The organism is Accumulibacter sp., from assembly GCF_036625195.1.
GTDB lineage: Bacteria > Pseudomonadota > Gammaproteobacteria > Burkholderiales > Rhodocyclaceae > Accumulibacter.
Map to the genome: position 1 here is coordinate 3,330,954 of NZ_JAZKUG010000001.1, position 13,404 is coordinate 3,344,357.

The following is a 13,404-nucleotide window of genomic DNA, read 5'->3' on the forward strand; positions in this document are numbered from 1 at the left end:
GGTTCGGGCTCAGCCGGCGGGCACGACGAGCGGAGTTCTCGCCGAAACGGCAGCCATGGCGCCGGGATTCATCGGCTGCCGCCGCCAGGGGCCGTCCGGCACGGCAAGCGGCGGTGCACGCAGGGCCTGCAGCAGCTTCTGCCCGGCACGGCCATTCACCGTCATGCCGAGCCGCTTCTGCTCGGCCTGGATCGCCTGCCGTGAGTTGGCGCCGATCATTCCGTCGATCTCGCCGATCGGGTGGCCGCGGGCAGAGAGCAGTGTCTGCAGCTCGCGCCGCTCCTGGCGCGAGAGCCCCGGGTCGTCGGTCGGCCAGGGCGTGACGAAGGGCTTGCCGCCCTTGATGCGGTCGGCGAGGTGGGCGATCGCCAGGGCATAGCTCTCGGCGGCGTTGTAGCCGTAGATCACGTCGAAGTTGCGCAGGACGAGGAAGGCCGGGCCATTCGGCCCGGCCGGCAGGAGCAGTCCGGCCGGGGTGGCCGTTGCCGCCAGCGGCTGCCCGTCGGCACGACGCAGGCCGCGTTCGCTCCAGTAGGACAGCGGTCGCTTGTTCGTCCGCCCGGCGACGCTGGCGTCGAAACCGGCCGGCAGGAGAACCTCGTAGCCCCAGGGCTCACCCGGTCGCCAGCCGGCCCGGTTGAGGAAGTTGGCGGTCGAGGCGAGGGCGTCGGGGACGCTGTCGATCAGGTCGCGCCGGCCGTCGCCGTCGCCATCGACGGCGAGGCGCAGGAAGGTGGACGGCATGAACTGGGTGTGGCCGAAGGCGCCGGCCCACGAGCCGACCAGTCGCTCGGGTGCGATGTCGCCGGCGTCGAGGATCTTCAGCGTACTGAGGAACTCGCCGCGGAAGAAGGCCTGCCGCCGCCCGTAGCAGGAGAGGGTGGCGAGCGAGGTGAGCAGCGGCCGCTTGCCGAAGTTGCGCCCGAAGTTGCTCTCGACGCCCCAGACGGCGATCACCGTGTCGGCATCGACCTGGTAACGCCCTGCGGCCGCGGCGAGCGGCGCGGCCCATTGCTGGCGCATCGCCAGCGCGTCGGCGACGCGCTCCTCGTCGACCAGGGCGGCCAGGTAGTCCCAGATCGGCGTACGGAACTCTGGCTGGTAATCGAGCAGTTCGAGGACACTCATGTCCGGCGTCAGCCCCTTCGTCAGGCGATCGAAGCTGGCCGTCGGCACGCCCTTCGCCGCCGCGTCGGCGCGCAATCCGGCCAGGCACGGAGCAAAGCGGTCGCCGGCAGCGGTGCTCTGGGCGGCGACGTGGCCAGCGATCAGGCCGAGGCTGGCGATGAGGGTGAGGTGGGCAGTCTTCATGGGTGGGCGGTCGAGGACGAGTGAGGTCGGAGGGAACGGCGTCGGGGTTCAGCGCGCCCGGTCGTCGCGCGTGTCTTCGCCAGGGGGCACGTCGGCGGGCCGGGGTAGCCGTGCGGCTGCGCGGCTGGCGGCGGATGGCTCAGGCTGCCCCTCGTACTCGGCGCCGCCGAGCACCTCGCCATCGATCACCCGTCCGTCGCGTTGTTCGCGCTGTTGCGTCGCCTGCTGCATCTGCTCCTCGAGATGGCGGCGCAGGTGGCGGGTCTTCCAGTACAGGTAGGCGTAAACGAGCACGCCGCCGACCACCAGGACGCCAAGCGCGACGAGCGAGAACATGAAGGCGGCGACCAACAGCACGGCCCCGGCGAGCATGGTCAGGATGCGGCCAAGCAGCCCGCCGCCAGGCGGTGTCGGGGCGCTGCCGTGTGGGCTGGGTTTCATTGATGTCCTCGTGGTGCGGTCGCGGCAATCAGGCGGAGCCCGCATTGTAGACGATCCAGGCCAGCCGTCAGGCGGCCAGCAGTGGCATCCGGGCGCCGGACAACAGCCCGTTGCATGCCTCGGCCAGACTTTCGCAAGCGACGGCGCCCGCCGCGAGCACTTCCTCAAGTGTCTCGCCGGGAATCTCAAGGACCCCTCTTGACGCTCAGGAAGTCTGACCCCCTTTTTTGCTCACGCGAATGGAGCCATCGGAGGCGGAGGTTGCGGACGCGGGGCTGGCGCAGGTTCAGCCAGGTCGGCGGGGTGGCACCGGCCAGGCTGGCGGCACAACCGGGGAACAAGAAGCCGACTGCCGGCAGGAGGCGTGGCACGATCACCGGCGGGTTGCCGGCAAAGTAGCCGCCGCCGAGGTCGCCAGCGAGCAACCGGGTGAAGGCCATGGCCAGCGCGTAACCGAGGAGGAGGCCGAACAGAGCCGATCATGGACGTCGGCGTGCCGGTCTCGGACGCGTTGCCGGCGAAAGTCTGTGAGCGCAGGACGAAGCCGCTGTCGTCCAGCTTCATCGATTTCCTTGCGTCTGTCTCGCGGCATGCAGCCCAGGCCGGCGTTGCAGACCATCGGTCAGGGTCGTCACACGGGCGCCAGCGGCAGGCCGGGACAGGGCCCCTTTCCCGGCGCTGCGCATTCGCTCGGCGCCTCCTGATGGCGCGGTCATTTCGATGTCGGAGAATTTTACAGGCGGACGATGGCGACGTCCCTCATTCTGCGCCAGTCTGATGCCGGTCATTGATATAAATGATGGGAATCGATCGCACCGGATTCTGGCATGGGACTTGCTAGGATTGTTCCATGCAAAGAAAGACTGTTTGATTTCCCGGAGGACGACATGAAAACGGCTGTATCTTCGCTGTGCAAGGCCGTGCTGCTGACCCTGACCCTGAGCGCAGGCGGAGCCTCGGCGGCCCCGATCTTCTGGACCGACTGGACTGGCGGCGACCTGGATTCCGGCACCGGCTTCCAGGCTCAGGGCACGATCACCACGGGCAGTTCGACGGTCACCGTGACCTACACGAACCCACAGGGGGTCGGCTTCTATCAGCCGAGCGGCGGCAACTACTATTACAGCAACGGCACGGACGGTCCCGGCGGAACGTCGCCCTTCACCAGCAGTGCGGTTGACAACCGGCCGCCCACCACCGACATCATCGCCCTGCAGTATGCCGGCGGGCAGACCCTGCAATTCTCCGAGGCGATTGCCAACCCGGTCTTCGCCTACGTGAGTCTGAACGGCAACGGTTATGCTTTCGACCGGGACTTCGACATCCTCAGCTTCGGCGATGCCAGCGACGGCAACGCGTGCGGTTACTGGGGGTGCGGGACCTCGTACAAGCAGGTCGTGGGCACCGAGTATCGGTTGCTGGGCACCGGCGAGCCGCATGGCGTGCTGCAGTTCAAGGGGACGTTCGACACCGTGAGCTGGCGCAGTCTGAGCAACGAATACTGGAACGGTTTCACCGTCGGCGTACAGGATACGGCGATCGATTTCTGCACCGCCAACCCGACTGCGCCGGGTTGCGCGCCGGCGGTCGGTGGTGTGCCGGAACCTGCTTCGCTCGCGCTGGTCGGCCTGGCGCTCGGCGCACTCGGCTGGCGGCGCCGCAGCCGCGGCTGATTCCGCGAGGAGTTCGGCCCACGGCCCTGGCGGTTCACGCTGCCGGGGCCGTACTGCGTCAGCGTGCAAGTCGTGCGAGCGATTGGCGAATATCCCCTCGCCCGCGCGCGGGGAACGGTCATGGCTTTCACCATCCGGAGTGTCTGGCACAGCGATGACCGTTGCCGGAGGTCGGTGTGCTCAGCAGCCCGGTGCGCCGGATCTTCCCGTTTCCTGACATTTCGCGCCAGAATTCCCCGGTCGTTCATACCGGGGTCTGCGGTCGGAGATCCGACATCCGTCCGGCGCGGCCGTCCGCCGATCAGCAGTCCGGTCATCCGCGTGCGCGGCACCATCGCGCTGCCTCCCCTGCTGCGTGAGCATCTGGTCGACGCGGACGCGCTGATCGCCGAAAACTCCCGGCAACAGACTGCATCAGCCAGCATGAGGTGGCGCGCGGCTTCGGGATGAACAGACGCAAACAGGCGGCGGTGGTCTGATCGCGAGGCGGGTGGTCTCTCCGACGAAACCGCCGTGGCGTTCTGTGCTTTCCGCTTCCAGCTTGCCACTGCCTGCGACAGCCAGTGCAGCTCCTGCCGCAGCCCAGGCCGCTGGTCCGCACGGCGGGCGCTCGAACTGGTGCTCGACTGGGCCGAACTGCATCAGGGTGAGTTGCTGAAGGATTGGGATTCGTGCCAGCAGCATGAGCAGCCGGCCGACATTGCGCCGCTGCAGTAAGACCAAGGAGAAGCGGTCATGGATTGGGAGGTTCGCGAAGCGCGGGTTCTGCAACATGGGCTCTTTCATGTGAAGTTTGCCGACGGACTTGAGGGTACGGTGCGCATCGCACCGACGGCTTACCGGGGCGTCTTCGCCAAGCTGCGCGATCCGGAGATCTTCAGGCAGCTTTACGTGATCGGCTATTTTGTCACTTGGCCCGGCGAACTGGATCTGGCGCCCGATGCCATGCACCACTTCATCAAGGAGTCGGGCGAGAGGTTGCTGCAGTAAGGCGCTCCGGCCACACGCGGCTGAAAGCGGCGCTGGTGTTGCGCGACGCGTTGGCGGCGGAGCTGGGCGTTTCGCTGCCGGCCGCGATGGCGCAGTTGCGCACGGTCGAGAACCACATCGGCGCGCCGCGTGCGCTGAGCGACGGCCGCTATCGGGAGGCAATGCTTCGGTGTGCCCGGATGGCGCGCATCATGGGGATTGGGCGGCGAAAAGGTGTCGGACATCCGCGAGCGCCCGACGCCGTGCGCGGAACTCTGGAAGCGCAAGCAGAAGGCAGGGGAGCTTGGCGGTGGTACCGGAGAAAGATGGCTGCAGTCGTCGTCATGCCGTGATCGTGCAGGATCCAAACCATGCGCCTGACGGAGCACCGCCGCCACCTGATGGCTCTGGTCGCGTTGACCAGGATTGCCCAAATTTGGCTACATGTTGGCTACACGAGGGCCAGTATCAACGATCCTGACTGGATGCCAGAGCCAACCACTTGGTTTGATGGGGCGATGTACGGGATTCGAACCCGTGACCACTGGAATCACAATCCAGTGCTCTACCAACTGAGCTAACACCGCCGTCATTCTGGCGCGCCCGGCGAGACTCGAACTCACGACCCCCGGCTTAGAAGGCCGGTGCTCTATCCGGTTGAGCTACGGGCGCGAGAGTGCGAGACCTGCTGGTTGCCTGCATTTCCCCCGGGTATCGCATCCTGCTGCGTCTGGCAACTGCTGCCTGTCAAACTGGTCGGGGCGGTGGGATTCGAACTCACGACCCTCTGCTCCCAAAGCAGATGCGCTACCAGGCTGCGCTACGCCCCGAGGAAGGCGGCATTTTACAAGCAGGCCGGAGCAGGGTCAATGCGCAGGCTGCCATTTGTGCCATTCGTCGGCTGGTCCGCGTGCCGGTGGCGGCCTGCCGCACCTCGGCTGATGCGGGATTGGCATGGCGGGTGAGGACAGCGGTTGACCACGGGCGCGGCAGGCGGCATGCTGACAGCCGCTCGGGAGTCGAGCCCGGCGCCCGTCTGCTGCCGGCGGCAGCACACCGGCACCGTGATCATTACTGGCGCTGCAAAGGAGAATCAGATGACGGACGATCCCCGGAATCAGGAAGTGGCGGCGGTTGGCGACAGCGCAGGCGGTCTGCGCTATTGCTGCCAGCCGATCGTCGAAGCGCGCCAGTTCGATCCGGCGGTGGCGCCGGAGCGGGCGCGGGCGATCGTCGCCGGTGGCAAGAAGTGGGTCAACGGCACACAGTTGAGCTATCACTGCTTCCAGGCTGGCGACGATGTGCCTGCAGGCTGGAAGGGCAAGGCGAGTGACATCGAAGCCGTCCGCGAGGCCTTCGCCGCCTGGTTCGGTCTGGGGATCGGCATCAGTTTCCGCGAGGTCGCGCAGCCGGCAGGCGCCAGCCTGCGGATCGGCTTCGATCAGACTGGCGGATCCTGGTCCTACGTCGGCCGCGACAATCTGACGATTCGCGATCCGCGGCAGCGGACGATGAACTTCGGCTGGCCGCTCGATACGCCCTATGGCCGCGACACGGCGATGCACGAGATCGGCCACGCGCTCGGTCTCGAGCATGAGCACCAGAACCCGTTCGCCGGCATCAGCTGGGATGTCGATGCGGTGCGGCGCTACTTCCGGGGTCCGCCGAACAAGTGGGACGACCGGTACATCGACTTCAACATCCTGCGCAAGATCAGCCCGGCGGAGGTCAAGGGAAGCACCTGGGATCCCGATTCGGTGATGGAGTATGCCTTCGGCGCCGGGCTGATCATCGAGCCGGCCGCCTATCGCGCCGGCCTGCAGCCGAAGGGCGGGCTTTCTGCGGCCGACAGGGACTGGATTCGGCAGACCTACCCCGGTGCAGCCGCCCCGCCGGCGGCTCCGACGCTGACGGTCGGCGTCGCGCAAGACCTGATGCTGGGCAGCGGCGAGACCCGCGTCTTCGATTTCCTGCCACCGGCGACGCGCAGTTACCAGCTGCAGACCCGCGGCAGCTCGGACACCGTCATGGTGCTGTTCGAGGTGACGCCGGCCGGCAACGTGCAGATCGCCGCCGATGACGACAGTGGCACCGACGCCAATGCGCGCATCGACCGGGTCCTGCAGGCCGGGCGTCTGCATCGGGTTGGCGTTCGCCTCTATTACGCCACTGCCAGCGCGCCGACTTCGCTGCTGATCAGCTGAGCCGTGGGCGCGGGCCGCCGCGCCGGTGGCTGTGGCCGCTCCGGAGGGCTCAGTTGAGGTCGATCGCGTGCCGCTTCAGGTCGTCGAGGCCGACGATCAGCAGGCACGCTTCGTTGGTCGCAGCGAGGACGACGCGCGGCGCCACGCCCGCCTGCAACGCTTCGCGCCAGCGCGCGGCACAGAGGCACCAGCGGTCGCCCGGCTTGAGTCCGGGGAAGGCGAACTCGGGGCGCGGCGTCGACAGGTCGTTGCCGCGCCGTTGCGAGAATTCGAGGAAGTCGGCGGTCAACACGACGCAGACGGTGTGGCTGCCGAGGTCTTCGTCGCTGGTGTTGCAGCAGCCATCGCGAAAGAAGCCGGTCATCGGCTGCTCGCTGCACGAGCCGAGGATGCCGCCGAGGACGTTGCGCTGCCTGCCGCCGAAGTCGTCGGGTTTCATGCCAGCTCGTCGATCCAGGCCTGCTGGATCGCCTCGAGGATCTTCTCGCCACAGTGCCGGGAATCGTCCTCGAAACCGGGCAGGGCGAGGACCCAGTTCATCAGGTCGACGAAATTGACGCGCAGCGGGTCGACCTCGGGATGTGCTTCGGCCAGTTCCACGGCCACTTCGTTGATGTCGGTCCATCTCATCGCTTGCCCTCCTTGACCATGTTGATCGAGTAACGCGGGATCTCGATGACCAGCGGTGTCTGCCCGACGATCGCCTGGCACGAGAGGCGGGAGTCGGGCTCGAGTCCCCAGGCCTTGTCGAGCAGGTCGTCCTCCACCTCGTCGGATGGCTCGAGCGAGGCAAAGCCTTCGCGAACGATGACGTGGCAGGTCGTGCAGGCGCACGACATCTCGCAGGCGTGCTCGATGGCGATGCCGTTCTCGAGCAGATTCTGGCAGATCGACTCGCCCGCCCGGGCGTCGAACAGCGCGCCATCGGGGCAGAGGTCCACATGCGGCAACACGATGATCCGGGTCATGGCGCTTCCTCTCGGCGTGCCGGGTGGGCGACGGACTCGATCTCGCTGATGTTGCGCCCGGCAAAGGCCTGCCGGATGGACTTGTCCATCCGACGCGCGGCGAAATCCTTGGTGTCGGCTTCCAGGTCGTCCATCGCCAGCATGATCTGCCGCCGGTTGTCGCCGCGCGCGGCATCGTCGAGCCGCAGCAGATCCGCGTCGACGCGCGCGCGCTCGTCCGCCGACAGCAGTTCGCCGTCGCTGGCCAGCGCCGTGCGCACGGCCTCCAGGAGGCGCTGCGCATCGACCTGCGATTCCTTCAGCGCCCGCGCCGCCGCGTCTTCGCGCACGTGCAGCAGCGAGTCCTTGAGCATCAGTGCGATCTCGTCGTCGGTCAGGCCGTAGGAGGGCTTGACGATGATGCTCGCCTCGGCGCCCGCGGTCTGCTCGCGCGCACTGACCGCCAGCAAGCCGTCGGCGTCCACCTGGAAGCTGACGCGAATGCGCGCGGCACCGGCAACCAACGGCGGAATGCCATGCAGCTCGAATCGCGCCAGCGAACGGCAGTCGCTGACCAGTTCGCGCTCGCCCTGGACGACGTGCACGGAGAGCGCCGTCTGGCCGTCGCGAAAGGTCGTGAAGTCCTGTGCACGGGCGGTCGGGATGGTCGAATTGCGGGGAATGATCTTTTCGACCAGGCCGCCCATCGTCTCGATCCCGAGCGACAGCGGGATGACGTCGAGCAGCAGCCAGTCGTCGCCCGAGCGGCCGTTGCCGGCGAGCAGGTTGGCCTGCATGGCGGCGCCGATGGCGACCACCTTGTCCGGGTCGAGATTGTTCAGCGGCTCCTGCCGGAAGAAATCGCCGACCGCCCGCTGCACCTGCGGCATGCGCGTCGCACCGCCGACCATCACCACGCCCTTGACGTCGCCGATCGACAGGCCGGCGTCGCGCAGGGCCTTCTTAACCGGCTGCATGGTCTTGGCGAGCAGCGTGCGGGTGATCTCGGCAAAGGTTTCGGTACTGAGCGTCAGATCGACCACTTCACCGCTGTTCAGGCGCGCGTTGATCGGCGCCATGCCGTGCAGGGTCAGGAACTCCTTGGCTTCGCGCGCCCGCGTCAGCAGCATGCGTGCGTCCTCGACCGAGAGCGGTTGCAGTGCCGCCGCCTCAAGTATCCAGCAGAAGATGCGGTGGTCGAAATCATCGCCGCCGAGCGCCGAGTCACCGCCGGTGGCGAGCACCTCGAAGACGCCGCGCGTCAGCCTGAGGATCGAGATGTCGAAGGTGCCGCCGCCGAGGTCATACACGGCGTAGATGCCTTCGGCGGCGTTGTCGAGCCCATAGGCGATCGCTGCCGCGGTCGGCTCGTTGAGCAGGCGAATCAGTGGCAGCCCGGCGAGGCGCGCCGCATCCTTCGTCGCCTGCCGTTGCGCATCGTCGAAGTAGGCCGGAACGGTGATCACGGCGGCGGCCAGCGGCCCTCCGAGTGATGCTTCGGCGCGCTGCCGCAGGACGCGCAGGATGTCGGCCGAGACCTCGACCGGGCTCCTGATTCCGGCCACGGTGTGCAGGCGCAGCATGCCGGGGCGGTCGTCGAAGAGGTAGGGCAGCCCCTCCGGGTTGGCGATGTCGCGCAGCCCGCGGCCCATGAAGCGCTTGACCGAGACGATCGTGTTGCGCGGATCATCCGCCTGTCTCGCCTGTGCGTCGTAGCCGACCTCGATCTGTCCGTCGGGCAGGTAACGGACCACCGACGGCAGCAAGGGCCGACCGAGGTCGTCGCTGAGGACGACCGCGAGACCACTGCGGACGGTGGCGACCAGTGAGTTGGTGGTGCCGAGGTCGATGCCGACGGCCAGCCGGTGCTGGTGCGGCAGGGTCGACTCGCCGGGTTCCGCTATCTGGAGCAATGCCATGAAGAAACGAGGTCCTGAGGCTGGTTGCGGGCACCGGCGGTTGCCGGCGGATCGGCGGTCATTCTTCGCCGGCAGCGATCGCGTCGTCGATCTCCGACAGCAGCTTCTCCTGGAACATCAGCCGTCGCACGTGATCGGCGGCCTGTTCGAGGTCGCGCCGCTCGTCAAGCAGCGCGGCGATCTCCTCCTCGCGTGCTGCCAGTTCACGCTGCAGGCGATGATGCAGGCGCTCGAGTTCGTGGTGGTCGCCGGTGGCGCGTGCTTCGGCAACGGCCTCGCGCCATTCCATCTGTTCGACGAGAAAATCGGCCGGCATCGCGCTGTTGTTTTCGCTGCCGACATCGTGCCGCGCGAGTTGGAGCAGGTACCTGGCGCGCGGTAGTGGCTTGCGCAGCGTCTGGTACGCCTCGTTGACCCGCGTCGCCCACTGCTGCGACAGGCGTCTCGCGCCCTCGCCGGCGCTGGCGAAACGATCGGGGTGCACCTGCGTCTGCAATTCGATGTAGCGCCGGTCGAGCAGCAGCGGATCGATCCGGAAGGCGGCCGGAAGACCGAAAAGCGAAAAATGGTCGGCTGCGAAGTCCATGGCTGTGCGCGTCAGGCGTTCCGGCAAGCAGCGCGGGCCCCGCCCGTGCGCCATCTGCCGGCCGGGCGCGGGCGGCAGCGGCAAGCCGCCAACCTCATACGTTGAAACTCTCGCCGCAGCCGCAGGCGTCCTTGACGTTCGGATTGTTGAAGCGGAAGCCTTCGTTGAGCCCCTCACGTGCGTAGTCGAGTTCGGTGCCGTCGAGGTAGGGCAGGCTCTTGGGGTCGATCAGGACCCTGACGCCATGCGACTCGAACTCGATGTCGTCGGGCTGTGCGGCATCGGCGAACTCGAGTTTGTAAGCCATTCCCGAGCAACCACTGGTGCGTACGCCGAGGCGCAGACCGATTCCCTTGCCACGTTTGACGATGTAGCGGGCGACGTGCGTCGCTGCCCGCTCAGAAAGCGTCACTGCCATGAAAGCCATCTCCTTTCGTACCGGTCACAACCACTCAGGCCTGCTCGCCGTGCTTCTTCCGGTAATCCGCCACCGCCGCCTTGATCGCGTCCTCGGCAAGAATCGAGCAATGGATCTTCACCGGTGGCAGCGCCAGCTCTTCGGCGATCTGCGTGTTGCGGATGTCCATCGCCTGGTCGATCGTCCGCCCCTTGACCCATTCGGTGACCAGCGACGACGATGCGATCGCCGAGCCGCAGCCGTAGGTCTTGAACTTGGCGTCCTCGATGACGCCGCCCTTGCCGACCTTGATCTGCAGCTTCATCACGTCGCCGCAGGCGGGGGCACCGACCATTCCCGTCGCCACGCCTTCCTCGTCCTTGGCGAAGGAACCGACGTTGCGCGGGTTCTCGTAGTGATCCAGAACCTTGACACTGTATGCCATGTTGCTACTCCTTCAGTTCAGTACTGCATCAATGAGCGGCCCACTGGACCGTGTTCAGGTCGACACCATCCTGGACCATTTCCCAGAGCGGCGACAGCTCGCGCAGGCGGCCGATCTTGTCGTGCAGCAGCCGGATCGTGTGGTCCACCTCCTCCTCGGTCGTGAAGCGGCCGAGGGTGAAGCGGATCGAGCTGTGCGCCAGTTCGTCGTTGCGCCCGAGCGCGCGCAGGACATAGGAAGGTTCGAGCGACGCCGAGGTGCAGGCCGATCCCGACGACACGGCCAGATCCTTGATCGCCATCAGCAGCGACTCGCCTTCGACATAGGCGAAGCTGAGGTTCAGGTTGTGCGGCACGCGATGCTCCATGTCGCCGTTGACATAGACTTCCTCGATGTCCGACAGGCCGCGCAGCAGGCGGTCGCGCAGCATGCGGATGCGCTCGTTCTCGGCACCCATTTCCAGCCGCGCCAGGCGAAACGCCTCGCCCATGCCGACGATCTGGTGCGTCGGCAGGGTTCCGGAACGAAAACCACGCTCGTGCCCGCCGCCATGCATCTGCGCGTTCAGGCGGACGCGCGGCTTGCGCCGAATGTAGAGGGCGCCGACTCCCTTGGGTCCGTAGGTCTTGTGGGCGGAGAAGCTCATCAGGTCGACCTTCAGCGTTTCCAGATCGATCGCCACCTTGCCCGTCGCCTGCGCCGCGTCGACATGCAGCAGGATGCCGCGACTGCGGCAGATTTCACCCATCTCGGCGATCGGCTGGATGACGCCGATCTCGTTGTTGACGAACATCACCGAGGCGAGGATCGTGTCCGGCCGCAGGGCCGCGGTGAAGGCGGCGAGGTCGACCAGTCCGTTCTCCTGGACATCGAGGTAGGTGACCGTGAAGCCCTGCCGCTCGAGTTCGCGACAGGTGTCGAGGACCGCCTTGTGCTCGGTCTTCACCGTCACCAGGTGCTTGCCCTTGCCGGAATAGAATTGCGCCGCCCCTTTCAGCGCCAGGTTGTTCGATTCGGTGGCGCCGGAGGTCCAGACGATCTCCTTCGGGTCGGCATGAACCAGCTTCGCCACCTCCTCGCGCGCCTCCTCGACGGCCGCCTCGGCTTCCCAGCCGAAGGAATGCGAGCGCGAAGCGGGGTTGCCGAACTTCTCGACGAGATAGGGGATCATCCTCTCCGCCACTCGCGGATCCACCGGCGTGGTGGCCGAGTAGTCGAGGTAGATGGGCAGCTTCAACATGGTTCTTGCTCCGGGTTGTGGAAGTCAGCGTCAGGTTCGTGGCCGCTGCCGTCGTTGCCGGCGGGCGTTGGCCAACTCACTCGCCGCTCAGACAGCCATGGCCGTCAATCGTTGCAGTCGGTCGACGGTCGATCGCAGGGTGGCGAGAAAGCCTGCCACCTGTTCCTCGGTGTTGCCACGCCCCAGGCTGACACGTACCGCGCCGCGCGCCAGTTCATCGTCGACGCCCATCGCGCGCAACACGTGCGAGGGTTCCGGGTTGGTGCTCGAACAGGCGGCGCCGCTGGCCACGGCGTAGCCGGCGCGGTCGAGATGGCCGACCAGCGTCTCGCCATCGACGCCGGCGAAAGCGAAATAGACCGTGTTCGGCAAACGTTCCGCGCTCTGCCCGAAGAGCCTGCCGCCCAGCGCGACCAGTCCTTCCTCGAGCTGCGTCCGCAGCCGGTCCAGCTGGCTGGCAAGCGCGGCCCGGCGCGCGACCGCGAGCTGGCAGGCGACGCCGAAACCGACGATCGCGGCAACGTTCTCGGTCCCCGAACGCAGGCCACGCTCATGGCCACCACCGGCAATCAGCGGTTCGAGCTCGAGGCGCTTGTCGAGGATCAGGGCCGCTGCGCCCTTCGGTCCGCCCATCTTGTGCGCCGACAGCGTCAGCGCGTGCACGCCGCAACCGTTGAGGCGGCGGAAATCGACCGGCACCTTGCCGAAGGCCTGTACCGCGTCGCTGTGGAACCAGGCACCGGCGGCCCGGGCGCTCACGGCCAGCGGCTCGATGTCCTCGATGACGCCGGTTTCGTTGTTGGCGAGCAGGAGCGAGACGATCCTCGGCTTGCGCGCCATCACCGCTGCGTACCGCTCGCGATCGATCCGACCGGCAGGGTCTGTCGGCAGCTTCTCCAGGTTCCAGCCGCGCCGTGCGAGTTGCTCGGCCGGTCTGAGAACGCACGGGTGATCGGCGGCACCGACCGCCAGCAGGCCCGGCCTGAGGCAGGCGGCGGCGCCCTTGAGCAGCAGGTTGTTGGCTTCGGAGCCGCCGCTGGTGAAGACGACTTCGCTGGCGTGGGCGCCGACCGCGGCCGCCACCTGTGCCCGCGCCTCATCGATCGCCCGTCGCGCCGCCCGGCCATACTCATGCCGGCTGGAGGCATTGCCGAACTGCTGCGAGAAGTAGGGCAACATCGCCTCGACCACCTCCGGGTCGACCGGGGTCGTGGCGTTGTGGTCGAAATAGACGGGCGCGAACATGGGGTTGCGAACGCTCAGCGGTCGTGG

Annotated in this window: 16 protein-coding genes and 3 tRNA genes; 4 read left to right on the forward strand and 15 right to left on the reverse strand. The window is 67.1% G+C overall.

The features are described 5' to 3' along the window. Positions 1-9 precede the first annotated feature (9 nt). From V5B60_RS14630 to V5B60_RS14640, 3 genes are all read right to left on the reverse strand, one after another. Positions 10-1,311, reverse strand: coding sequence for a lytic murein transglycosylase (locus tag V5B60_RS14630; protein WP_332347748.1), 1,302 nt, complete (start codon positions 1,309-1,311; stop codon positions 10-12). Positions 1,312-1,359: 48 nt separating this feature from the next. Beyond that, entirely contained in the window at positions 1,360-1,752 is a 393-nt protein-coding gene (locus tag V5B60_RS14635) for a hypothetical protein (protein WP_332347749.1), read from the reverse strand. A 185-nt stretch (positions 1,753-1,937) separates the two neighbouring features. Continuing rightward, positions 1,938-2,192 carry a hypothetical protein gene (locus V5B60_RS14640; RefSeq protein ID WP_332347750.1) on the reverse strand — a complete coding sequence of 85 codons (255 nt, stop codon included), beginning with the start codon at positions 2,190-2,192 and terminating at the stop codon, positions 1,938-1,940. A gap of 447 nt (positions 2,193-2,639) precedes the next feature. On the opposite strand from V5B60_RS14640, the gene V5B60_RS14645 reads away from it, so the two are divergent. The 3 genes from V5B60_RS14645 (at position 2,640) to V5B60_RS14655 (ending at position 4,415) form a co-directional block, all read left to right on the forward strand. After that, positions 2,640-3,425 (forward strand): PEP-CTERM sorting domain-containing protein, encoded by a 786-nt coding sequence (locus V5B60_RS14645; protein WP_332347751.1) that lies wholly within the window; start codon positions 2,640-2,642, stop codon positions 3,423-3,425. 513 nt (positions 3,426-3,938) lie between these two features. Further along, complete coding sequence (locus V5B60_RS14650) at positions 3,939-4,142, forward strand: hypothetical protein (protein ID WP_332347752.1); 204 nt, start codon at positions 3,939-3,941, stop codon at positions 4,140-4,142. 18 nt (positions 4,143-4,160) lie between these two features. Continuing rightward, complete coding sequence (locus V5B60_RS14655; RefSeq protein WP_332347753.1) at positions 4,161-4,415, forward strand: DUF2442 domain-containing protein; 255 nt, start codon at positions 4,161-4,163, stop codon at positions 4,413-4,415. A 490-nt stretch (positions 4,416-4,905) separates the two neighbouring features. Here V5B60_RS14655 and V5B60_RS14660 read toward each other — a convergent pair. From V5B60_RS14660 to V5B60_RS14670, 3 genes are all read right to left on the reverse strand, one after another. Beyond that, a tRNA-His gene (locus tag V5B60_RS14660) sits at positions 4,906-4,981 on the reverse strand. Between the two features lie 8 nt (positions 4,982-4,989). Beyond that, a tRNA-Arg gene (locus V5B60_RS14665) sits at positions 4,990-5,066 on the reverse strand. An 81-nt stretch (positions 5,067-5,147) separates the two neighbouring features. After that, positions 5,148-5,224, reverse strand: a tRNA-Pro gene (locus V5B60_RS14670). Between the two features lie 267 nt (positions 5,225-5,491). On the opposite strand from V5B60_RS14670, the gene V5B60_RS14675 reads away from it, so the two are divergent. Then, positions 5,492-6,598, forward strand: coding sequence for a M12 family metallopeptidase (locus V5B60_RS14675; protein ID WP_332347754.1), 1,107 nt, complete (start codon positions 5,492-5,494; stop codon positions 6,596-6,598). Positions 6,599-6,647: 49 nt separating this feature from the next. Here V5B60_RS14675 and V5B60_RS14680 read toward each other — a convergent pair whose 3' ends face one another. The 9 genes from V5B60_RS14680 to V5B60_RS14720 form a co-directional block, all read right to left on the reverse strand. Further along, positions 6,648-7,037, reverse strand: a complete 390-nt coding sequence (locus V5B60_RS14680) for a DUF2237 family protein (RefSeq protein WP_332347755.1) — start codon at positions 7,035-7,037, stop codon at positions 6,648-6,650. Beyond that, positions 7,034-7,228, reverse strand: coding sequence for a Fe-S cluster assembly protein IscX (gene iscX, locus V5B60_RS14685; protein ID WP_034933942.1), 195 nt, complete (start codon positions 7,226-7,228; stop codon positions 7,034-7,036). Before iscX ends, V5B60_RS14680 begins: the two co-directional genes overlap by 4 nt. After that, positions 7,225-7,566, reverse strand: a complete 342-nt coding sequence (gene fdx / locus V5B60_RS14690) for an ISC system 2Fe-2S type ferredoxin (RefSeq protein WP_332347756.1) — start codon at positions 7,564-7,566, stop codon at positions 7,225-7,227. Before fdx ends, iscX begins: the two co-directional genes overlap by 4 nt. Then, positions 7,563-9,464, reverse strand: a complete 1,902-nt coding sequence (gene hscA / locus V5B60_RS14695; RefSeq protein WP_332347757.1) for a Fe-S protein assembly chaperone HscA — start codon at positions 9,462-9,464, stop codon at positions 7,563-7,565. Before hscA ends, fdx begins: the two co-directional genes overlap by 4 nt. 58 nt (positions 9,465-9,522) lie before the next feature. Further along, entirely contained in the window at positions 9,523-10,050 is a 528-nt protein-coding gene (hscB, locus tag V5B60_RS14700) for a Fe-S protein assembly co-chaperone HscB (protein ID WP_332347758.1), read from the reverse strand. A 94-nt stretch (positions 10,051-10,144) separates the two neighbouring features. Then, a complete protein-coding gene (gene iscA / locus V5B60_RS14705) occupies positions 10,145-10,468 on the reverse strand; it encodes an iron-sulfur cluster assembly protein IscA (protein WP_295351292.1) in 324 nt (107 codons plus the stop codon). 34 nt (positions 10,469-10,502) lie between these two features. Beyond that, positions 10,503-10,892 carry a Fe-S cluster assembly scaffold IscU gene (iscU, locus tag V5B60_RS14710; protein WP_034933954.1) on the reverse strand — a complete coding sequence of 130 codons (390 nt, stop codon included), beginning with the start codon at positions 10,890-10,892 and terminating at the stop codon, positions 10,503-10,505. A 28-nt stretch (positions 10,893-10,920) separates the two neighbouring features. Then, positions 10,921-12,132, reverse strand: coding sequence for an IscS subfamily cysteine desulfurase (locus tag V5B60_RS14715; protein ID WP_332347759.1), 1,212 nt, complete (start codon positions 12,130-12,132; stop codon positions 10,921-10,923). 87 nt (positions 12,133-12,219) lie between these two features. Then, positions 12,220-13,377 carry a cysteine desulfurase family protein gene (locus V5B60_RS14720; RefSeq protein ID WP_332347760.1) on the reverse strand — a complete coding sequence of 386 codons (1,158 nt, stop codon included), beginning with the start codon at positions 13,375-13,377 and terminating at the stop codon, positions 12,220-12,222. Between the last annotated feature and the right edge of the window lie 27 nt (positions 13,378-13,404).